20 protein-coding genes and 1 tRNA gene are annotated in these 21656 nt (G+C 59.0%); 15 read left to right on the top strand and 6 right to left on the bottom strand.

What is annotated here, in order from left to right; genetic code table 11:
- Positions 1-395 precede the first annotated feature (395 nt).
- Positions 396-485 (bottom strand) — tRNA-Ser (locus CXK96_RS01010).
- 225 nt (positions 486-710) lie between these two features.
- On the opposite strand from CXK96_RS01010, the gene CXK96_RS01005 reads away from it, so the two are divergent.
- The 5 genes from CXK96_RS01005 (at position 711) to CXK96_RS00985 (ending at position 5545) form a co-directional block, all read left to right on the top strand.
- On the top strand, positions 711-2015 hold the full coding sequence (locus CXK96_RS01005; RefSeq protein WP_102834659.1) for an HD-GYP domain-containing protein: 1305 nt from the start codon (positions 711-713) through the stop codon (positions 2013-2015).
- Between the two features lie 130 nt (positions 2016-2145).
- On the top strand, positions 2146-2841 hold the full coding sequence (locus CXK96_RS01000; RefSeq protein WP_102834658.1) for a crotonase/enoyl-CoA hydratase family protein: 696 nt from the start codon (positions 2146-2148) through the stop codon (positions 2839-2841).
- Positions 2842-2959: 118 nt separating this feature from the next.
- Complete coding sequence (locus CXK96_RS00995; protein WP_102834657.1) at positions 2960-4180, top strand: aspartate aminotransferase family protein; 1221 nt, start codon at positions 2960-2962, stop codon at positions 4178-4180.
- A 74-nt stretch (positions 4181-4254) separates the two neighbouring features.
- The gene (locus CXK96_RS00990; RefSeq protein ID WP_102834656.1) at positions 4255-4542 is read left to right on the top strand and encodes a topoisomerase II; all 288 of its coding nucleotides are present in this window, start codon (positions 4255-4257) and stop codon (positions 4540-4542) included.
- A gap of 10 nt (positions 4543-4552) precedes the next feature.
- Complete coding sequence (locus tag CXK96_RS00985) at positions 4553-5545, top strand: succinylglutamate desuccinylase (RefSeq protein ID WP_102834655.1); 993 nt, start codon at positions 4553-4555, stop codon at positions 5543-5545.
- A 192-nt stretch (positions 5546-5737) separates the two neighbouring features.
- On the opposite strand, the gene CXK96_RS00980 is transcribed toward CXK96_RS00985, so the two are convergent.
- On the bottom strand, positions 5738-6100 hold the full coding sequence (locus CXK96_RS00980; RefSeq protein WP_102834654.1) for a YgaP-like transmembrane domain: 363 nt from the start codon (positions 6098-6100) through the stop codon (positions 5738-5740).
- Between the two features lie 126 nt (positions 6101-6226).
- Positions 6227-8260, bottom strand: a complete 2034-nt coding sequence (locus CXK96_RS00975) for a S9 family peptidase (RefSeq protein WP_102834653.1) — start codon at positions 8258-8260, stop codon at positions 6227-6229.
- A 455-nt stretch (positions 8261-8715) separates the two neighbouring features.
- Between CXK96_RS00975 and fadB the strand changes: the two genes are divergently transcribed.
- The 5 genes from fadB (at position 8716) to CXK96_RS00945 (ending at position 15879) form a co-directional block, all read left to right on the top strand.
- Positions 8716-10863: a fatty acid oxidation complex subunit alpha FadB gene (gene fadB / locus CXK96_RS00965; RefSeq protein ID WP_102834652.1), complete on the top strand. Its 2148-nt coding sequence runs from the start codon at positions 8716-8718 to the stop codon at positions 10861-10863.
- A gap of 17 nt (positions 10864-10880) precedes the next feature.
- Positions 10881-12056, top strand: coding sequence for an acetyl-CoA C-acyltransferase FadA (fadA, locus tag CXK96_RS00960; RefSeq protein WP_102834651.1), 1176 nt, complete (start codon positions 10881-10883; stop codon positions 12054-12056).
- A 79-nt stretch (positions 12057-12135) separates the two neighbouring features.
- A complete protein-coding gene (locus CXK96_RS00955) occupies positions 12136-12363 on the top strand; it encodes a DUF1653 domain-containing protein (protein WP_019340656.1) in 228 nt (75 codons plus the stop codon).
- Positions 12364-12672: 309 nt separating this feature from the next.
- Positions 12673-15285: a type I DNA topoisomerase gene (gene topA / locus CXK96_RS00950; protein ID WP_102834650.1), complete on the top strand. Its 2613-nt coding sequence runs from the start codon at positions 12673-12675 to the stop codon at positions 15283-15285.
- Between the two features lie 75 nt (positions 15286-15360).
- Positions 15361-15879 (top strand): DUF6586 family protein, encoded by a 519-nt coding sequence (locus CXK96_RS00945; RefSeq protein WP_102834649.1) that lies wholly within the window; start codon positions 15361-15363, stop codon positions 15877-15879.
- Positions 15880-15916: 37 nt separating this feature from the next.
- On the opposite strand, the gene CXK96_RS00940 is transcribed toward CXK96_RS00945, so the two are convergent.
- Entirely contained in the window at positions 15917-16756 is an 840-nt protein-coding gene (locus tag CXK96_RS00940; protein WP_102835016.1) for a DMT family transporter, read from the bottom strand.
- A gap of 178 nt (positions 16757-16934) precedes the next feature.
- Here CXK96_RS00940 and CXK96_RS00935 point away from each other — a divergent pair, with 178 nt between their 5' ends.
- Positions 16935-17171: a hypothetical protein gene (locus CXK96_RS00935; protein WP_102835015.1), complete on the top strand. Its 237-nt coding sequence runs from the start codon at positions 16935-16937 to the stop codon at positions 17169-17171.
- 74 nt (positions 17172-17245) lie between these two features.
- Here the strand turns inward: CXK96_RS00935 and sulA are convergent, their stop codons facing one another.
- Both sulA and lexA read right to left on the bottom strand, forming a co-directional pair.
- On the bottom strand, positions 17246-17725 hold the full coding sequence (gene sulA / locus CXK96_RS00930; protein ID WP_102834648.1) for an SOS-induced cell division inhibitor SulA: 480 nt from the start codon (positions 17723-17725) through the stop codon (positions 17246-17248).
- A 10-nt stretch (positions 17726-17735) separates the two neighbouring features.
- Complete coding sequence (gene lexA, locus CXK96_RS00925; protein WP_102834647.1) at positions 17736-18344, bottom strand: transcriptional repressor LexA; 609 nt, start codon at positions 18342-18344, stop codon at positions 17736-17738.
- Between the two features lie 196 nt (positions 18345-18540).
- Between lexA and CXK96_RS00920 the strand changes: the two genes are divergently transcribed.
- Genes CXK96_RS00920 through CXK96_RS00905 form a run of 4 tightly spaced genes read left to right on the top strand, consistent with a single transcriptional unit; the run spans position 18541 to position 21578 of the window.
- Entirely contained in the window at positions 18541-19248 is a 708-nt protein-coding gene (locus CXK96_RS00920) for a TetR/AcrR family transcriptional regulator (RefSeq protein ID WP_102834646.1), read from the top strand.
- A 39-nt stretch (positions 19249-19287) separates the two neighbouring features.
- Entirely contained in the window at positions 19288-19812 is a 525-nt protein-coding gene (locus CXK96_RS00915) for a L,D-transpeptidase (protein ID WP_102834645.1), read from the top strand.
- Positions 19813-19828: 16 nt separating this feature from the next.
- Positions 19829-20827 (top strand): beta-N-acetylhexosaminidase, encoded by a 999-nt coding sequence (nagZ, locus tag CXK96_RS00910; protein ID WP_102834644.1) that lies wholly within the window; start codon positions 19829-19831, stop codon positions 20825-20827.
- Positions 20828-20840: 13 nt separating this feature from the next.
- A complete protein-coding gene (locus tag CXK96_RS00905; protein WP_102834643.1) occupies positions 20841-21578 on the top strand; it encodes an S-methyl-5'-thioinosine phosphorylase in 738 nt (245 codons plus the stop codon).
- Positions 21579-21656 lie beyond the last annotated feature (78 nt).

Genomic DNA, 21656 nt, shown 5'->3' with positions numbered 1-21656 from the left:
GATCTGATTTTATCGCCGGGTAAGCCTTCCGCTAGAGCGCTTTGGTTTCGAACCGGGGTGCGGCTGGTCTTATCTTCAGTGAAGGCCCCAAGAAATGTGTTTGCTAGGGATGGAGCCTTTGCTTCATGGCTTGTCACTAGCCGCTTGGCATTTCTGAGTGCCGCATTGCCGGATCCAATGGCCTGATGGATCGTTTGGAAACGTCTAAATTTTCGCTGGCGGCAATTCGGGTGGAATCGAAACAACAAGGTAGCGGGGCGATGCAGCGCTGCCCTAATGCCTGAATCCTTGGCGGTGCATCGCCTTAGCGTACGAGCGCAACGAGCAACACCCTTTTGGAATTGCATGCTGCAGAAACGACAAAGCCCCGATAGACGGGGCTTTGTCGTTTGATCTGGCGGTGAGGGTGGGATTCGAACCCACGATACGATTTCTCGTATACACACTTTCCAGGCGTGCTCCTTCAACCGCTCGGACACCTCACCGGGTCTCAAAAGACGCGTTGTCCTTCGAGGCGCGCTAATGTAGCCGAAGAGCCTGCGGATGGCAAAAAGTTTTTTAGTTTTTTCATGCGCTTAAGGGGTTGTTGGGAATCCGGATAGGCGAGCGTGGCAATGAACCTATCGTTGCTCTAGGGTTCGAAGCTCAAAGAATTGCTGTGCCCGTGCGCAATCAAGCGTAATGAATATTGAGAGCCAGGAAAGGCTTTGATGAAGTTATTCAAAACAAAGCGTAAACGGCCCGAGGTGGTAGAAATTGCCACCAAGCGTCGTCTGCACGTCAGCCACTTGGAACTCGGGATGTATATCTGCGAGTTGGATCGACCGTGGCGGCAGACAGACTTTCTCTTTCAAGGCTTCCCCCTGCTTAAGCTTGAGCATATTCAAGCGGTGCGCGAGCGCTGCGATTATGTGTTCGTAGACGACACTCGCCGTGTGCCGGTCGATCAGGGGCAAATGATCGTACCTTCGGCGACGCCCCTGCGCGTGACGCGCAAGATGACGCGCATCCCGCTCTCCCTTGAGGTGCAGGAGGCACGAGAAGCCTATCTGAGCAGCACCCTGGTTCTGGATCAGGTACTACTGGATGTTCAGCAGGGGCGGGCGATCGATACCAAGGCCTGTCAAGCCTTGGTGAAGCGAAACCTCGAAAGCATGCTTCGTAATGAAAGCGCCATGCTGTGGTTGACGCGCCTGAAATCTCAGGATCTTTATACGAGCCTGCACTGCCTTTCTGTCTCCATCCTGGCAATGGGATTTGGAACGCACCTTGGGTTAGCCGACGATAAGATCGAGCTATTGGGTATTGCCGGTCTGTTGCATGACGTGGGCAAGATGAAGATCGATCCGGCGATCCTGAATAAGCCTGGCAAGCTGACCGAGGAGGAGTTCAAGCACATCAAGCTGCACCCAACGTTTGGTTTTCAGGCCCTGTGCACTCAGGAAGACATTCCTGCCGCTGCGATTCAGGCGGCGCACGGCCATCATGAGCGGCTGGATGGAAAGGGGTATCCGCAAGGGCTCGATCATTACCAGATCCCGTTCACGACCCGAGTAATCACCATCGTTGACGCCTTCGATGCGATTACTAGTCATCGTGCTTATGACAATGCGCGCCCGATCCAGGCGGCCTATGACGTGTTGCGCAGCAGTGCCGGCCAGCAGTTCGACGAAGCATTGGTACATGAATTCATTCGCTGGCTCGGCGTGTTCCCAGTCGGTACGTTGGTGGAACTGCACACTGGCGAGGTGGGGTTGGTGCTGGAGAAGCACGCCCACTTGCACCTCAGACCCAAGGTGATCGTGTTACGCGGCGCTAACAAGATGCCTTGTGAGCCGCGTTATCTGGACTTGTCCCAGCTGACAGTCGATGCCGATGGAACGCCCTACAGGATCAGTAGCGGAATTCCGGATGGGTCCTATGGCCTGTTCATTGCCGATCCGCAATTGCAGACCATTCTGCATCCCGAACTGCTTGCAGTCCTTGAGCTCGAGCCGGAGACGGTCGACGGCTAGGGCTCTTCTCTTTCCTTCCGTCGCCAGCCGAGCGCCGGTCGCAAACCATGACTTGTCGGTCAGTCACGATGCTTTACCTCTCGGGTTCTGCTGGGTAACGTCTGTGGACTTTTAACAAGGAATATTCGTCATGAGTGATCTGGTTTCCTACGAAATCGAAGACGGCATCGCCACGCTGACGCTGAATAACGGCAAGGTCAATGCACTGTCTCCGGCGATGTTCGACGCGCTCAACGCGGCTTTCGACCGCGCCGAGCAGGACCGCGCCGTGGTGATCCTTACTGGGCAGCCGGGCATTCTCTCCGGTGGCTATGATCTCAAGGTCATGACCTCGGGGCCGGAAAACGCCATTTCGCTGGTGACCACGGGCTCTAAGTTCACGCTGCGAATGCTCGCTCATCCTTTCCCGATCGTTGCGGCCTGTCCGGGCCATGCGATTGCCAAAGGCGCCTTCCTGCTGCTGTCGTCCGATTACCGCATCGGTGTCGACGGCGCGTTCAATATCGGTCTCAATGAAGTGCAGATCGGTATGACCATGCACCATTCGGGTATCGAGCTGGCTCGGGACCGTTTGACCAAGCCTGCTTTTCAGCGATCGGTAATCAATGGTGAGATCTTCAATCCACAAGCTGCAGTCGAGGCGGGATTCCTCGACAAGATAGTCCCGGCCAGTGAGCTGATGGATGCGGCCAAAGCGGCGGCGGCCCAGTTGAAGAAGATCAACATGACTGCGCACAAGAACACCAAGCTCAAGGCACGCAAAGCCTTGCTCGAAACCTTGGAGCGGGCCATTGAGCTCGACCAGCAGCATTCGATCGTGTCCTGAAGAGAATTTTCGCCGGTCCGCCCATTGCTGGCGGGCCTGCGTTTAAACTGCGCATGCAACGCCCCGCCATGGCGGGGCGTTTTATTTCCTATTCGTGTCGCCTCCCAGGAGATTCCTGATGTCCGCCCCGCACACCCCGGTAGAACGCGCTGATTTCGACCAGGTCATTGTTCCTACTTTCGCACCCGCCGCTTTCATTCCCGTGCGCGGGAAGGGTTCACGAGTCTGGGATCAGAGCGGGCGAGAGCTGATCGACTTTACTGGCGGCATTGCTGTCAACGTGCTCGGCCACGCCCACCCGGCGCTGGTGGCGGCGCTGACCGAGCAGGCTGGCAAGCTCTGGCACATTTCCAACATCTTTACCAATGAGCCGGCGTTGCGTCTGGCTAAAAAGCTCACCGCAGCAACCTTTGCCGACCGGGCGTTTTTCGCAAACTCCGGCGCCGAGGCCAACGAGGCGGCCTTCAAGCTGGCGCGCCGCTACGCGCATGACAACCACGGGCCGGAGAAATGCGAGATCATCTCCGCCGTTAACAGCTTCCACGGCCGGACGCTGTTTACCGTGACGGTAGGCGGCCAGCCGAAATATTCCGATGGATTCGGCCCAAAGATTCAGGGCATCAGCCACGTCCCGTATAACGATCTCGATGCGCTCGCCGCAACGATTTCGGACAAGACCTGTGCCGTGGTGCTAGAGCCGATCCAGGGTGAAAGTGGCGTTCTGCCCGCTGATCAGGCGTATCTGGAAGGGGCTCGCAAGCTGTGTGACCAGCACAACGCGCTGTTGATCTTCGATGAAGTCCAGACCGGTATGGGCCGTACCGGCGAGTTGTACGCCTACATGAACTATGGCGTCACACCGGACATCCTTACCAATGCCAAGAGCCTTGGCGGCGGCTTTCCAATTGGTTTGATGCTGACCACCGATGAGATCGCTGCGCATTTCAGCGTGGGTACTCATGGCACCACCTACGGCGGCAACCCGCTGGCGTGCGCTGTGGCCGAGGCGGTGGTCGATATCGTCAATACGCCTGAGGTGCTGAATGGCGTGAAGGAACGGCACGAGCGCTTCAAGCGGGGCCTGCTGGAGATCGGGCAGCGTCATGGCCTGTTCAGCCAGGTCCGGGGGATGGGCATGTTGATCGGCTGTGTACTTGAGGACGCCTGGAAAGGTCGCGCGCGCGAGATCTTCGACGCGGCTGAGCACGAAGCGCTGATGATTCTGCAGGCCGGCCCCGATGTAATCCGCCTGGCTCCGAGCTTGATCATCGAAGAGGCCGATATCGCCGAAGGGCTTGCCCGTCTTGAGCGTGCTGCAGCAAAACTGAGCCAGGCCTGAGGCGAGGCATGGCGTCTTTAAAACTAGCAGGGCAGTCATCTGCCCTGCCTCTTTCCCCTACCGAGATTCTGACGATGAGCGATAGCCTGCAATTGATCCTTGAAGACGTAGACGGCACCCAGTTGGAGACGTCTTGCACCCGTTTTGCTGTGATGTGGCAGGGGCGGGAGGTCTGGATTCAGCAAGTCGGCAACAACCAGCTGATGATCGGTGTCGATGTAGAAGACGGCGACACTGAATACGCCAACCTGCTGCTACGTCCATTGGCTACCAATCTGGTTAGCCTTGAACTTGAGATGGAGCCGGTTGAAGCCAGCGAGGATGATCACGTTCATGGTCCGGACTGTAACCACGACCACTGACTGCTCCGAAATGCCGACGCTGGGTCGGATGTTGGAGCTGACGATTGCCGGTAAGGTGCCGCCTAAAAGCGAGCAGTTCACCGCCGACGGTGCTCGGCTGCGATGGTTGGGCGAGGGAGCCTTGGAGGTCACCCCCGCGAGCGACCTGGATTCGGGGCTCGATCTGGTGCTGTCGGCGGGCGTGCATGGCTGTGAAGTCATTCCGATTGAACTGCTGGACCGCTTGATCAAGGCGGTCGCCTGTAACGAGATTCGCCCGCGTGCGCGGCTGTTGCTGTTGTTCTGCAATCCGCCCGCCATGAGGCAGGGCGTGCGTCGTTTGGGGCAGGATCTGAACCGGCTGTTCTGTGGCAAGCACGCGGCAAGCGAGCCAAGCGACGAGACGCGCCGCGCTGCGCAGCTGGAGGCGTGGGTTGCCGCGTATTTCCAAGAACCTGGCCGGCAGCGCTGGCATTACGACCTGCACTCGGCGATGCGTGAATCCGTGCTGCCGCAGTTTGCTGTCTGTCCTTGGGTAGAAGGACGCGAAGTCGCTCCGCAAAGCCTGACACGTCTTCAGCACGCTGCGGTTGATGCGGTGCTGTTGCAGGAGAAGCCTTCCGGAACCTTCAGTGCTCACACGGCGACTCGGCATGGAGCCGAGGCCTTTACGCTGGAAATGGCCGAAGCCCCGGGAAGCGTATGGCCACAATGTCTCCACCAATTCTTGCAGGCTGCGCGTAGCTGGATCGAAGCGGTAGATCCCGAAGTTCATGAGCCTCAGCGGCCGCCTTTACTGAAATTTCGGCTGGCGCGCGAAATCATCAAACAAAGCGATCAGTTCGCTCTTCGCCTCCCCGAGGATATACAGAACTTCACTCCGCTTGTGCCTGGCACCTTGCTGGCGGAGGACGAGAACGGCACGCGCTGGGTGGTAGAAGAGCAGCATGCGCGGATCTTGTTCCCGATTGCGGACGTCGCGATCGGCGGGCGTGCCGGGCTGATCGTCGTTCCCCGTGACTGAGCAGTAAGCAGTTTCGAACCGCTGATAGGCCATCGCCAAAAACAGGCGTTGCCGTAGGCAAGCTAGAGTCTTTTCGCGATAGTACGTTGCGTCTACACCGTGCCGCGGGGCCGATTCTTCTTTTGTGTTGCGGGCAAACCTTTCCACGCGAGCGGATTTGGAGCGGTTACCGCTCGCGCAGCTGTAGCCTGGTCAGACGCCCGCGCGCGGGTTCTCGAGCGAGTCGTTGCCGGTCACTGTCGCGGTGCCGGTGGCCGCCTGGGCATTGGTTCTCAGGCGCACGTCATCGGCCTCACTGCGTTCGAGCGGCATGCTTCGCGAGTTTCCCTCGGCCATTCTGGCCTGTTCGTTCACGTCGTCGAGCATGCGCTTGGCTTCGCACTGGCCGGAGATGCCTCGCGCCAGGGCCATTCCGCCGACCGCCACCTGTAGAACTCCGCCTACGCCGCCACGCCCAAGGCCTTTACCGAGGAAGTACAGGCCGCCGATGATCGATGCTGCGCGCTCCCAGCCGTGCACGTTCTGTGAGGCATGGTTTGAGGATGTACTGAACATGGGTAATCACTCCGAATTGATGGTGTGATAAGTGACCCCGTCGCTCTGGCACTGTTCCCACCGTGGGTCGGCAAACCTGGGCCCCACAGGCAAGGGGGCCGGCGGCACGCTTGGGGCCTCGATTTTCTAGCGAGGCGCCATGTTGAATACCTTAAGGACGAAGGCGTATTCCAGCGCGACGTCCTTCAGCGCCTGATAGCGCCCGCTCATGCCTCCATGCCCAGCGCCAAACTCTGTTTTCAGCAGCAGCAGGTTGTCGTCGGTCTTGTGCGCGCGCAGCTTGGCGACCCACTTGGCCGCTTCCCAGTATTGCACGCGGCTGTCGTTATACCCGGCTACCGCGAGAATGGCCGGGTAGGGCTGGCTGCGCACGTTCTCGTAGGGCGCGTAGGCCTTGATGCGTGCATGCACCTCAGGCTGATTCGGGTCTCCCCACTCGTCGTACTCGGTCACCGTCAGCGGCAGGTCGGCGTTAAGCATGGTGTTCAACACGTCGACGAAGGGCACCTCGGCGATGGCCGCACCGAAAAGGTCCGGCCGCAGATTGACTACGGCGCCAATCAGCAGGCCCCCGGCGCTGCCGCCGCTGACGGCGAGTCGAGCCGGTTCGGTATAACCATCTGCAACGAGTTTTTCAGCGCAGGCAACGAAATCGCTGAATGTGTTTGGCTTATGTTCCAGTTTGCCTCCGCGGTACCAGGCCTCGCCAAGATCGCCGCCGCCGCGTACATGCGCAATGGCGAAGACGAATCCGCGATCGAGCAGCGATAGCCGGGCATGGGAAAACCAGGGGTCCAGGCTGTGACCGTAAGCACCGTAGCCATAGAGATACAGAGGGGCTGGCTTACCGAAATGCTCACGGCGTCCAACCAGGCTGATAGGCACCTGAGTGCCATCGGCCGCAGTGGCCCAGATGCGTCGGCTCTCGTAGGCATCGGCATCGAACGGACCCTCGACCGGCGTCTCCTTGAGCACCTGCTGCTGGCCGTCGGCCAGGCTCAGTTGACGGATCTGAGCCGGGCGGTTCAGCGCTTCGTAGCGCAGCCGGATAACCGGGCTGTCGAATTCGAGCGTGTTGTGTATGTGTAGGCTGTAGGCGGCATCCGGCAGTTGCACACGGTAGGGCGCGGCAGCCGACGGTCGAACTTCGATGATGGGAAGTCCCGCCTCGCGCAAGCTCAGCGTGACCGCATTGGCGTTCAGGCTGACGTCTTCCAGCATCACCGAGTCGCTGTGGCCGATCAACTCATGCCAGTGCTCGCGTTGCGGGGTGCGCTCCGGTGCCTGATACAGGGCGAAATTGATACCGGCCTGGTTGCTGCGGATCAGCCAGCTCCATTGCCCGTCCAGCAGGCCGTGGTCAGGGTAGTACTCGTGATCATCCTGGCGTGGTGCCAGGCAAACCCAGTTTCCTTCGGGTTCATCCGCTGAGAGCGCCCAGGCTTCGCTGGTGGTCTTGCTGTTGGAAAGGATGACCAGCTGGCGCTCTGAGCTGGCTCGGTAGCAATGCACGAAATAACGCCCGTCCGGGTCGTGATACACCTCGGTGCGCTCGCTGTCGCCCAGCCTATGACGGTAGATCTTGTGGGGGCGGTGGGTGTCGTCGAGTTCGCCGAAGAACAGGGTTTGATTATCGTTGGCCCAGGTCATGCTGCCGTCGCAATCTTCGAAGGGGAGCGCGGTCACCTCGCCTGTTTGCAGGTCCTTGACGAACAGCTGGTAGATCTCGTCGCCTTGCGTGTCGAGGCTGTAAGCCAGCTTGCTGTGGTCCTGGCTGACACTGAACGCGCCCAGCGACAGGAAGCCTCCCGCTGCCAGCTCGTTGGGGTCGAGCAAGAGTTGCTCGCTAGCTTCATCCACGGCGAATGAGCCGTCCGCCGGGCGCGCGCAGCGGTAGTGGCGCGGATATTCATCGCCAGCCGTGGTGCGCTGGTAATAGAGCCAGGGTCCCCAGGGGGAGGGCAGCGAAAGGTCGGTCTCCCGGATACGGCCTTTGATCTCGAGAAACAACGATTCACGCAGTTGGTCTTGGTCAGCCAGCTGTTCTTCCAGATAGGCATTTTCCGCTTTCAGGTAATCGAGCACCTCGGGTGCGTCGCGGTTCTCCAGCCACTTGTATGGATCCTGGCCTATATCGACGCGGGCAATGGGTGCAGACATGCATGACTCCTGAAGCGTGGCTGTGCACTGGCGCAGCTGAACGAGATTTTGGGTGCAGGCGGTGAGTGTACAAGCAAGCCAGGCTGGTTGTGACGCTGGGCGTAAGAAGTGGTCCATCACTGATGGCGGGTGGGATCAGCTGCATGAATGCCCGCCCATGCGAGGAAAGATGTGCCTGCTCGTCGCGGGTTTGGCTGGCCTTGGCTAGGCTTGATGGTCTTGAAGCGGATGAAGTGCTCTTGCGGTTTGGCCAGTCGATTGACATTCGGATGCTTTTCAAAGAAGGTGTGCTCACCCAAATCAAACGGGCGTATGAATCGAGCGTTTGCCACGCAAATGCCGTCAGCCCGGTTTATCGTGTCGGTGGGTGTCGTTTCACTGTGTAGCAGTGACGGTCTTCGGGCCGATGACGTGCGACACGTAACGTTCAGCTTCCATACCGTGGAGATCAGTTGATGATTTACGAAGGTAAAGCCATCACGGTTAAGGCTCTTGAGAGCGGCATCGTCGAATTGAATTTCGACCTCAAGGGTGAGTCCGTCAACAAGTTCAATCGCCTCACCCTCAACGACCTGCGCCAGGCAGTCGACGCCATCAAGGCGGACGCTTCGGTCAAGGGCGTCATCGTTACCAGCGGCAAGGATGTTTTCATTGTCGGTGCGGACATCACCGAGTTCGTCGACAACTTCAAGATGTCCGATGAGGAGCTGGTCGCCGGTAACCTCGAAGCGAACAAGATCTTCAGCGATTTCGAAGACCTCGGTGTCCCGACCGTCGCGGCCATCAATGGCATCGCGTTGGGCGGTGGTTTCGAGATGTGCATGGCCGCTGACTACCGCGTCATGTCCACTGTTGCCAAGGTCGGCCTGCCAGAAGTGAAGCTGGGCATCTACCCAGGTTTCGGCGGTACCGTTCGACTGCCGCGTCTGATTGGCGTGGACAACGCTGTCGAGTGGATTGCGTCCGGCAAGGAAAACCGTGCTGAAGATGCGCTCAAGGTGCGTGCCGTCGATGCCGTGGTTGCTCCCCAGCAGCTTCAGGCCGCCGCGCTGGATCTGATCAAGCGCGCCATTTCTGGTGAGCTGGACTACAAAGCCAAGCGTCAACCAAAGCTGGACAAGCTCAAGCTCAACGCTATTGAGCAAATGATGGCGTTCGAAACCTCCAAGGGTTTTGTGGCTGGTCAGGCTGGCCCGAACTATCCGGCGCCGGTCGAAGCGATCAAGACCATTCAGAAAGCCGCCAATTTCGGCCGCGACAAAGCGATCGAAGTTGAGGCCGCTGGCTTCGTCAAACTGGCCAAGACTTCTGTTGCACAGAGCCTGGTTGGCCTGTTCCTGAGCGATCAGGAGCTGAAGAAGAAGGCCAAGGCGTATGACAAACAGGCCCGTGACGTGAAACTGGCTGCCGTTCTCGGCGCCGGCATCATGGGTGGCGGTATCGCCTATCAGTCGGCTGTCAAAGGCACGCCGATCCTGATGAAGGATATCCGCGAAGAAGGCATCCAGATGGGCTTGAACGAGGCTTCCAAGCTACTCGGCAAGCGTGTCGAGAAAGGTCGCCTGACGCCAGCCAAGATGGCTGAAGCCCTCAATGCTATTCGTCCAACCATGTCCTATGGCGACTTCGGTCACGTCGACATCGTGGTTGAGGCCGTTGTCGAAAACCCGAAGATCAAGCAGTCGGTGCTGGCCGAAGTGGAAGGCCTGGTGCGTGACGATGCCATCATCGCCTCGAACACCTCGACCATTTCCATCAGCCTGCTGGCCCAGGCGCTCAAGCGTCCGGAAAACTTCTGCGGCATGCACTTCTTCAATCCGGTGCACATGATGCCGCTGGTGGAAGTCATCCGTGGTGAGAAGACCAGCGAAACCGCAATTGCCACCACCGTTGCCTACGCCAAGAAAATGGGCAAGAGCCCGGTCGTGGTCAACGATTGCCCGGGCTTCCTGGTCAACCGCGTGCTGTTCCCGTACTTCGGCGGCTTTGCCCGCGCCATCGCCCATGGTGTGGACTTTGTCCGCGCTGACAAGGTGATGGAAAAGTTCGGCTGGCCGATGGGCCCGGCGTATCTGATGGACGTCGTCGGCATGGACACCGGCCACCACGGCCGTGACGTGATGGCTGAAGGCTTCCCGGATCGCATGAAGGACGACACCCGTACGGCCGTCGACGTCATGTATGACGCCAACCGTCTTGGCCAGAAGAATGGTAAGGGCTTCTATGCGTACGAGATGGACAAGAAGGGCAAGCCGAAGAAAGTGGTCGACCCGCAGTCCTACGAGCTCCTCAAGCCGGTGGTCAGCGAGACGCGCGAGCTCTCCGACGAAGACATCATCAACTACATGATGATTCCGCTGTGCCTGGAGACCGTTCGCTGCCTGGAAGACAACATCGTCGAAACCGCTGCCGAGGCCGATATGGGCTTGATCTACGGCATCGGCTTCCCACCTTTCCGTGGTGGTGCACTGCGCTACATCGACTCGATCGGTGTTGCCGAGTTCGTGGCACTGGCCGACAAGTACGCCGACCTGGGTCCGCTGTATCACCCGACTGCGAAGCTGCGTGAGATGGCCGCTAACGGCCAGAGCTTCTACGGTTAATCGAGGAATAGAGAGATATGAGCCTTAATCCGAGAGACGTCGTCATTGTCGACTTCGGCCGTACCCCGATGGGTCGTTCCAAGGGCGGCATGCACCGCAATACCCGCGCCGAGACCATGTCCGCGCAGCTGATCGATGGCTTGTTGGCACGCAACTCCAAAGTCGACCCGGCAGAAGTCGAGGACGTGATCTGGGGCTGCGTCAACCAGACCCTGGAGCAGGGCTGGAACATCGCCCGTATGGCTTCGTTGCTGACCCGTATCCCGCATACCAGCGCCGCGCAGACTGTCAGCCGCTTGTGCGGTTCGTCCATGAGCGCTTTGCACACCGCCGCTCAGGCGATCATGACCGGTAACGGTGATGTCTTCGTCGTGGGTGGTGTCGAGCACATGGGCCACGTCGGCATGATGCATGGCGTCGACCCGAACCCGCAGCTGTCGCTGCACGCTGCCAAGGCGTCCGGCATGATGGGTCTGACAGCCGAAATGCTGGGCAAGATGCATGGCATCACCCGCGAGCAGCAGGACGCCTTTGGTGAGCGTTCGCATCGTCTGGCGCACAAAGCGACCGTCGAAGGCCTGTTCAAGCATGAAATCATCCCGATGGAAGGCTACGACGAGAACGGTTTCCTCAAGGTCTTCGACTACGATGAAACCATTCGTCCGGAAACCACCCTGGAAAGCCTGGCGGCGCTGAAGCCTGCTTTCAACCCGAAGGGCGGCACCGTGACTGCAGGTACCTCATCGCAGATCACTGACGGTGCTTCCTGCATGATCGTCATGTCGGCACAGCGTGCTCAGGATCTTGGTATCCAGCCGATGGCAGTGATTCGCTCGATGGCGCTGGCCGGCGTCGATCCGGCAATCATGGGTTACGGTCCGGTGCCGGCGACTCAGAAAGCGCTCAAGCGTGCTGGTCTGACGATGGACGACATCGACTTCGTCGAGCTCAACGAAGCCTTTGCCGCTCAGGCATTGCCAGTTCTGAAGGACCTCAAGCTACTCGACAAGATGGAGCAGAAGGTCAACCTTCACGGTGGAGCCATTGCCTTGGGTCACCCGTTCGGTTGCTCAGGTGCGCGTATTTCCGGCACTCTGTTGAACGTGATGAAGCAGAACAGCGGTACGCTGGGCGTGTCCACAATGTGCATCGGCCTCGGTCAGGGCATCACCACGGTGTTCGAACGCGTCTAAGCTATTTGGCGGCACGGAAACCGGGGCCTTGTGCCCCGGTTTTCATTTTTGATGAGTGTTTTTTTCAGAGGCAGTCGAGATGCAAGTCACGCCAGGCCGTTACCGCCATTACAAAGGCCCCGAGTATCGCGTATACGCAGTTGCTCGGCATTCCGAAACGGAAGAGTCAGTGGTCTTCTATCAGGCGCTATACGGCGATTTCGGGCTGTGGGTTCGTCCGCTCTCGATGTTTACCGAGACGGTAGAGGTCGACGGCGAAACGCTTCCCCGTTTTGCCCTGATCGAAGCCGAGCCCACTCGTTTTTAGGCACTGTATGCACGAGCTGGCTTAACCCCTGCGCTTGACCTCAGCTCTATCGCCACTATATATAGCGGTGCTTTCAGACCGGGTGAAGATCATTCTCCCTCGGTTTAGGACGATAAGACCCAGCCGGGCAGCCAGGCTGCCAATGGATTTAGGCCATGGGTGCGGACGTTTTCCGGAGCAAATGATTGCTCTCGCAGGCTGGTTACGCTGCTTCGCTTCTAGGCTGGCAAGCCGGGTGACGTTTCGACGTCGGGCTGCCGCCGGTTCAACAATCTCAGTTCACCTCTCGATTCAGGAACTCTCCTCTCCATGGGTAAATCGCTGGTCATCGTGGAATCACCGGCCAAGGCCAAGACAATCAACAAGTATTTGGGCAACCAATACGTGGTGAAGTCGAGTATCGGCCACATCCGCGACCTTCCCACCAGCGGCTCTGCCAACAAGGAGCCGGTCAAGCGCGGCAAGGCTGCAGCGGCCGAAGCTCCAGCGCTTTCGCCGAAGGAGAAGGCCAAGCGTCAGCTGTTTACCCGCATGGGCATCGATCCCGAGCACGGCTGGAAGGCGAAGTACGAAATCCTGCCCGGCAAAGAGAAGGTCATCGATGAGCTTCGTCGCCTGGCCAAGGAAGCCGATACCATCTATCTCGCGACCGACTTGGACAGAGAGGGGGAGGCCATCGCCTGGCATCTGCGCGAATCCATAGGTGGCGATGATGGCCGCTACAAGCGCGTGGTGTTCAACGAGATCACCAAGAAGGCGATTCAAGAGGCGTTCTCCAAGCCGGGCGACCTCGACATCAATCGTGTCAATGCACAGCAAGCGCGACGGTTCCTCGACCGAGTCGTGGGCTACATGGTTTCACCGCTGCTCTGGTCCAAGATCGCCCGAGGGCTTTCCGCTGGCCGTGTTCAATCAGTTGCTGTGAAGCTGGTAGTGGAGCGTGAGCGCGAGATCCGGGCATTCGTGCCGGAAGAATATTGGGAAGTACACGCCGACCTTGGTACGAGCGGCAATGCCAAGGTTCGCTTCGAGGTCTCTCGCGAGAACGGCGAAGCCTTCAAACCCCTTAACGAAGCGCATGCCATGGCGGCGCTCGAGCAGCTCAAGGATTCCAGCTACAGCGTCACCAAGCGTGAGGACAAGCCGACCAGCAGCAAGCCGTCTGCGCCGTTCATCACCTCGACGTTGCAGCAGGCGGCGAGCAACCGTTTAGGGTTCGGCGTGAAGAAAACCATGATGATGGCGCAGCGTCTCTACGAGGCTGGCTACATCACCTACATGCGTACCGACTCGACCAATCTGTCGGCAGATGCGCTGACGATGGTTCGGGGGTTCATCGAAGACGAGTTTGGCGGCAAGTATCTGCCTGAAAAGCCCAACTTCTACTCCAGCAAGGAGGGTGCCCAGGAGGCTCACGAGGCGATTCGTCCGTCGGACGTCAATCTGCGCCCGGCGCAGCTGACGGGAATGGAACGAGACGCCGAGCGCCTCTATGACCTTATCTGGCGTCAATTCGTGGCGTGCCAGATGCCGCCTGCACAGTATCTGTCGACGAGCGTGACGGTCACTGCCGGCAATTTCGAGCTGCGCGCCAAGGGCCGCATTCTCAAATTTGACGGTTACACCAAGGTCATGCCGCAGCAAAGCAAAAGTGGCGAAGACGACGTATTGCCGGACATGAACAAGGGCGACGGGATGAAGCTGATCAAGCTCGACCCGAGCCAGCACTTCACCAAGCCGCCGGCGCGCTATTCGGAAGCGAGTCTGGTCAAGGAGATGGAAAAGCGTGGCATCGGCCGTCCATCGACCTATGCGGCGATCATCTCGACGATCCAGGATCGTGGCTACGTCTCGCTGCACAACCGCCGGTTCTATTCCGAGAAGATGGGCGACATCGTTACCGAGCGCCTGTCAGAAAGCTTCAATAACCTGATGGATTACGGTTTTACCGCTGGCATGGAGGAAAACCTCGACGACGTTGCCCAGGGCGAGCGCGAGTGGAAGCACGTTCTCGACGAGTTCTACGGCGATTTCAAGAAAAAGCTCGAGGTGGCCGAGGCCAGCGAGAACGGCATGCGTGCCAATCAGCCGACGCTGACTGACATTCCGTGCAAGGTTTGCGGTCGGCCGATGATGATCCGCACCGCGTCCACCGGTGTCTTCCTTGGTTGCTCCGGCTACAGCCTGCCGCCGAAAGAGCGCTGCAAGTCCACGGTCAACCTCATCCCTGGCGATGAGATTGCCGCTGATGACGAAGGTGAGTCCGAATCCCGAGTGCTGTTGGGCAAACATCGTTGCCCGATCTGCAGCACGGCGATGGATGCCTATCTGCTCGACGAAACCCATAAGCTGCATATCTGTGGCAACAACCCCGATTGCACCGGTTACGAAATCGAAGAGGGTCAGTACCGCATCAAGGGCTATGAGGGACCGAGCCTGGAATGCGACAAGTGCGGCAGTGAAATGCAGCTCAAGACAGGCCGCTTCGGTAAATTCTTCGGCTGCACCAATGCCGACTGCAAGAACACGCGTAAATTGCTCAGAAGCGGTGAGGCGGCTCCACCGAAGATGGATGCCGTGAAGATGCCTGAGCTTAAATGTGAAAAGGTCGACGACACCTATGTGTTGCGTGACGGCGCCTCCGGTTTGTTCCTGGCCGCCAGCCAGTTCCCCAAGAACCGTGAGACCCGTGCACCCCTGGTGCTGGAGCTGATCCCCCACAAGGATGAGATCGACCCTAAGTATCACTTTCTGCTGAGTGCGCCTCAGAAGGATTCGGAAGGGCGCGCGGCGGTGATCCGCTTTAGCCGCAAGACCAAGGAGCAATACGTTCAAACCGAGGTCAATGGAAAGCCGACCGGCTGGAAGGCATTCTTTGATGGCGGCAAGTGGAAGGTAGAGGACAAGAGCACCGGCAAGTAACTGACAGCCGCGAGTCGAAGCCGGCTTCCTGCAGGCTTCGACTCATTGCGTTTCAACTCTCGGGAGACCGTCGCCATGGCTCATGAGCTGTACACCCGCACCAATCAGAAAATCTACTTCGCCGGACTGGCCCTCGAAAACTGGCGGCGGGCCGAAGAGAAAGGCGCGATGAATGCGCCAGGTCTGATTCAGGCCGAGCGCGAGGCTAGCCTTTTTCATCTGTACGGCGCGTTGTTGGGCCTGTGTCATGAGATCGCCGGCTACTATCGCCTGCCCGAAGCCAGTGCGCCGCGTCCGGAGCTGTTGCTGGTGCCCTCAGTGCAAGGCGCTTCATCAAGCCCGGAGCTCGCTGAGCTGATAGAGCTGGCCGAGCATTCCGAAACCTGGTTAGCACAGCTGCTTAAAGCTTACTCGGTACTCTTCGAGCCGCCTCGTACGCCAACCAAAGCCAAGACCGATCCCACCATGCCGTTGATCGAGGCAGTTAGTGTCGATGAACAGGTGCCGGCGCTGGCACGGGAAGAGCTGGAGGTTTGGCGGCGCAGTTTGAAAGAGCTGGCCTTACGCTTTCGCGAGTCACTGACCGAGTGGTAAGCGAATAAGCGTGCAACGGCAGGGGGCTGCCGTTGCATCAGGTGCGCTGCTTGAACCTTAGGACTAGAGCAATGCCGCCTAGAATCGCAAAGCCGGCGACCAGCAATTTTCCGGTCAAGGGCTCCCCTAGCAACAGGCTTCCCGCCAGGGCTGTAAGAAGTGGCACGCTCAGCTGTACGGTGGCCGCCTGGATGGCCGCCAGGCCTGGGAGCGCTGCGTACCAGATAGCGTAGCCGATGCCGGAGGTCAAACCGCCAGACAGCAGCGCATAGATCACTCCTGTGCTGTCCCATTTCAGGCTATTCAGCGCCAGTAGGCATAACAGGATGGCAATTGGCAGGGTCCGAACGAAGTTACCCGCAGTAACAGCCAGTGCATCAGGCGTACCTTTGCCTAATATCGAATAGGCGCCCCACGCAGCGCCCGCCAGCACCATCAGCAGAGACGCCGATAGCGGCGGTGTGCTCGTGCCGGGCAGCAGAAGCGCTACTACGCCGCCGCCTGCCATAAGCATTCCGACACTCTGCCCCCAATGCAATCGCTCACCGTGAAGCATCCCCCAGGCGATCATGCTCAACTGCACAGCCCCGAACAGCAGCAGCGCGCCGGCGCCCGCGTCAAGGTTGAGGTAGGCATAGGAAAAGGAGGCTGCGTAGGCGAAGAGTGCAAAGGCGCCTCGCCAGCTACCGGAGGTCGACGAAGATCGTCTTCTCAGGCACAGCAAAAGCCACAACACCACTGCTCCGGCAAATAAACGCAGTGCAGTAAAACTGGCCGGATCGATCTGGCTGTCGCGAAGTGCCGCGCGACAAAGCAGTGAGTTGCCAGCGAATGCAAGCATGGCCAGGGCCGTCAATAGCAAGGTTTTGATGGTCATCCAGCGGTCCGGTCCACGGTAGACCGCCATCCTAATGGCTGGCCGCGTTGCTGCACATCTGCTTTCTGCCTGGGCGAGAGTGTCTGCAAATTCAGCAATGTGTCTCGGCAGCGAAACCCAAAAGCTGCCTGCAGGCTGGGTGGCTGTTACAATGCGCCGTTTGAACGGGAGCATGATCATGCCAACGTCTTTTCTGGAAATCGTCGAGCTACCCGACGGCAGCATTGTGCTGCGTCGCGCCGAGGACGAAGGCGTACTGGTCACGCTGGATTTTTCTGACGATGCCAAGGCGTTCCTGCAGGGTCAGCACGTCGAAATCGCCAAGGCAATGTTCAACATTGGCGTGCAAATGGCGGGGCGGGTGTCAGAAGGTGATTTCGAGCGGGAGGAAGAGGGCTCGCGGGTATTGCATTGAGAGGTGGAATGCTTGGACAGCTTTATGGCTGCGGGGGCTTTCGGCACATCCTTATGCCGAATGGCTGGGACGTATCAGCTACCCAGACGTATGTTCAAACTTTGCGCATTACCCTGAGCGGCCGCCACCCGAAGTTTCAGCCGGGACGCCTTGTCGAGGCGTGGGAACCAGGTAATCACCGTGTGGCTGCAGCCTGACACCAATGCCTTGCACGCCAGCTCAAGCGCAGTCTGACTTTCACGCGCCTGCAGCAACAGGATACGGTCACGATTCAGGCCGTTTTCTCGCAGCCAATTCTGTGAAAGTGATACCGGTGGAGCAATCAGTGTGAGCCAGCGCGTATCAGCCGCCTCACTGAGCTCGCGCAGCATTGGAGCCAGCAACTGGCGGCAGTGATCCCCGCTACCGGTAAGGGTCATTTCGCTAAGGCAGTCATCCGCGGGCTGCGGGGCGCGCGCTACCTCGCCGAAGGGCGTCAGGCGATGCGCGATCAGCCCTTCGAACAAGGAAAGCTGCGGTGGTTTGCCTGCGGTGGGTTGGGGATGGTACTGCATGAACCTCTCCTTAGCGGCGTATTACGCCGACGCTCAAACCTTCGATAACAAGCTCTTGCTGCTCGAGATCAACTTCAATAGGCGCAAACTCGGGGTTTTCAGCGAGCAGCCAGACCTTGCTGCCTTCGCGCTTGAAACGCTTAACGGTTACTTCGTCCTCGATTCTGGCCACGACAATCTGTCCGTTACGCGCTTCACGCGTGGTATGGACCGCCAACAGATCACCATCGAAGATGCCGACATCCTTCATGCTCATACCGTGTACACGCAGCAGGTAATCAGCCTTCGGCTGGAAAAATGAAGGATTGATCTGGCAAGATTCTTCGACATGCTGCTGTGCGAGAATTGGCGCCCCAGCGGCCACCCGGCCGATTACGGGCAGTCCGTTTTCCTCGGTAACCGGTTCGAACCCTGGAATACGTATCCCGCGGGAGGCGCCGGGCGTCATCTCAATGGCTCCTTTGCGAGCCAAGGCCTTAAGGTGCTCCTCTGCGGCATTGGGCGACTTGAAACCCAGCTCCTGAGCGATCTCGGCACGCGTCGGCGGATAGCCGTTGTCCTCAAGGCAGCGCTTGATGAAGGCGAGAATTTCCGACTGGCGTGGGGTCAGCTTGATCATCAAAGGGTCTCTGTTCTTTTATACAGTGACTGGGATTATATACAGTGCTGGATGCTTGGCAATGGTTGTTTGAAGCAGCCGCAGGCTATCTTTGAATGCGCTTTGAACCGGTCGCCAGAGTTATTTGGCGCTATGTCGGTTGACTTGAGGTAGGTTGAAACGTAAGTTTCAAACAGATGTTTGTCGGGGGAGAAGCATGGCGCAGTCTGAAACAGTCGAGCGTATTCTGGATGCGGCGGAGCAGCTATTCGCTGAGAAGGGGTTCGCCGAGACGTCGCTGCGTCTGATCACCAGCAAAGCCGGCGTCAACCTGGCCGCGGTGAATTATCACTTCGGCTCGAAAAAAGCCCTTATTCAAGCGGTTTTTTCACGTTTTCTGGGTCCGTTCTGCTTGAGCCTCGAACGTGAGCTCGACAGGCGTGAGGCCCAGTCCGACAGAAAAGAAAGTCTCGAGGAGCTGCTTGAGATTCTAGTTGAGCAGGCACTGGCGGTGACGCCACGCAGTGGCGACGACCTGTCCATTTTCATGCGCCTGCTGGGGCTTTCGTTCAGTCAGAGCCAGGGCCATCTGCGTCGTTATCTCGAAGACATGTACGGCAAGGTGTTCCGCCGCTATATGCATCGAGTCCACGAGGCCGCTCCGTCGATCCCACCCATTGAGTTGTTCTGGCGTGTGCACTTCATGCTTGGCGCTGCGGCATTCAGCATGTCCGGCATCAAGGCTCTACGGGCGATTGCCGAGAACGACTTTGGCGCTAGAACCTCAATCGAGCAGGTCATGCGCATGATGGTGCCGTTCCTCGCGGCCGGCATGCGGGCCGATTCCGGTGTGGCTGATCCTGGGCTGGCTCAGGCCCATCCGATTGCCCGGCGTAACGCGCTGGCGATGCCAGCCAAGGGCTAGGGTGCATCCTCGGGGCGCGATCAGCTAAGCTAGCCGCCCATGACTGACCTCGATTTTCTTCACGTCTCGATCGCTGACCAGATGCTTTACGGTTTTACCGGTTCCCGCTTGCGGCTCCGGTTGCCAGTTTCGACTGCGCTTAATGGGGCAGGCGAGCGTAATGGCTCGGGCTGTACGCCGCGGGGTCGCCACCGGGTGCGTGCGCGTATTGGTGAGGACCTGCCTTTGGGCGCCGTGTTGCGTGGACGACGCTGGACCGGAGAGATTTGGAATGCCGACCTGCATGACCAGTTTCCTGGCCGTGACTGGATTCTGACCCGAATTCTCTGGCTAAGCGGCTGCGAGCCTGGCTATAACCGAATGGGCTCGGTGGATACCTTCCGTCGCTATATCTATCTGCATGGCACGCCTGACTCTGAGCCAATGGGCATACCGCGCTCGCACGGCTGTATCAGAATGCGCAATGCCGACCTGCTTGATCTGTTTCCTCGTGTGCCCGCTGGTTGTGCCGTGCACATCGGCGAAGCGGCATGTCCGGAATGGTCGAGCGCAACGATCAATTAAGGATTCGCTGACTAACATGCAAGGCTCTTTGATGCTGGACGTCGCTGGTACCTGGCTCACTGCCGAGGATCGCCAGTTACTACGCCAGCCGGAAGTCGGGGGGCTAATTTTATTTGCCCGCAACATCGAAAATTCGCGTCAGGTCGAGGCTCTTTGCCGCGCCATTCGAGCGGTGCGACCTGACCTCTTGCTCGCAGTCGATCAGGAGGGCGGGCGTGTCCAGCGGCTGCGGCGTGATTTCGTCCGGCTGCCTGCGATGCGAGAGTTTGCCTCGCATGCCAATGCCGTTGAATTGGCAGAAGCCTGTGGCTGGATCATGGCGACCGAGGTGCTCGCCGTTGGACTCGATTTCAGTTTCGCGCCTGTGCTGGACCTTGATTATCAGCGCAGCGCGGTGGTGGGCTCGCGTGCTTTCGAGGGAGATCCGCTACGCGCCAGTGCGCTTGCAGATGCTTTCATCAACGGCATGCACAGTGCCGGGATGGCCGCCACTGGCAAGCACTTTCCCGGTCATGGCTGGGCCGAGGCAGATTCCCATGTGGCGATACCGGTCGACGAGCGCGGACTGGATGAGCTTCGCGGTCAGGATCTTGTTCCGTTCTACAGGTTGGCGGATAAGCTTGACGCTGTAATGCCGGCCCATGTGATCTATCCGCAGGTCGACGACAGGCCCGCTGGGTTTTCTCGGCGCTGGTTACAGGATGTCCTGCGCGGTGAGTTGGGTTTTCGCGGTGTGATCTTCAGTGATGACCTGTCGATGGCCGGGGCGCATGTGGCCGGTGATGCCGCGAGCCGGATCGAAGCAGCGCTGTCAGCGGGTTGCGACATGGGGCTGGTATGCAACGATCGAGGCGCCGCGGAGCTGGCGCTGTCGGCGCTGCAGCGGCTTGGAGTGCGGCCATCCGCGGCCTTAGGCAAGATGCGCAGCCGCGCGGCCGACTCGTCTGAGTATAAACAGGACCCACGCTGGCAGGCCGCCATTACTGCGCTCAGAGCCGCTGAGCTGATTGCTTGACCAAGGAACATAGATGACTGTCCATGCCATTATTGGCGGCACCGGGCTTACAGAGCTGCCGGGGCTGACCCTGCGTGAAGCTGTACCCGCCGAGACGCCGTACGGCCCGCCGTCGGCCAATATTCTGCGTGGCGACTATGCCGGTCATGAAGTGCTATTTCTCGCCCGGCACGGGCACCCTCACCGGGTTCCGCCACATCAGGTGAACTATCGCGCCAATCTGTGGGCTCTGAAGCGCGCGGGCGCCGAGTCGATCATCGCAGTGAACGCTGTTGGTGGCATTCATCCAGCCATGGGTGCCGGCCATCTCTGTGTGCCTCACCAGCTCATCGATTACACCTATGGCCGTGAGCACACATTCTTCGAGGGCGACATCGAGCATGTCACCCATGTCGATTTCAGCTATCCCTATGACGAACGCTTGCGTCAGCGCCTGATAGGCGGTCTGGCAGCTGAGAGTTATCTATTCAGCAGCCATGGCGTGTATGGCTGCACTCAGGGGCCGCGGCTAGAAACGGTGGCTGAAATTGACAGGATGGAGCGCGATGGTTGCGATATCGTCGGGATGACCGGTATGCCGGAAGCAGTATTGGCGCGTGAGCTGGAGCTTCCATATGCCTGTCTGGCACTGGTGGTTAATCCAGCTGCTGGAAAGGCCAGTGGGATAATCACCATGGCCGATATCGAGGCCGCGCTGGCTGAAGGGATTGTCAAGGTGCGTACGGTACTGGCACGCGCGCTGGTGGGTTGAGTACAAGGATGTGCGTGCTGCCTTGGCGAGCGAGTGGTGCGTAGGCTGAACTGGCGCGATGGGCTGGCGGACTCAAAA

The sequence above is a fragment of the Stutzerimonas stutzeri genome, assembly GCF_002890895.1.
Classification (GTDB): domain Bacteria; phylum Pseudomonadota; class Gammaproteobacteria; order Pseudomonadales; family Pseudomonadaceae; genus Stutzerimonas; species Stutzerimonas stutzeri_AB.
This window is presented reverse-complemented; position numbering and strand designations above follow the sequence as displayed.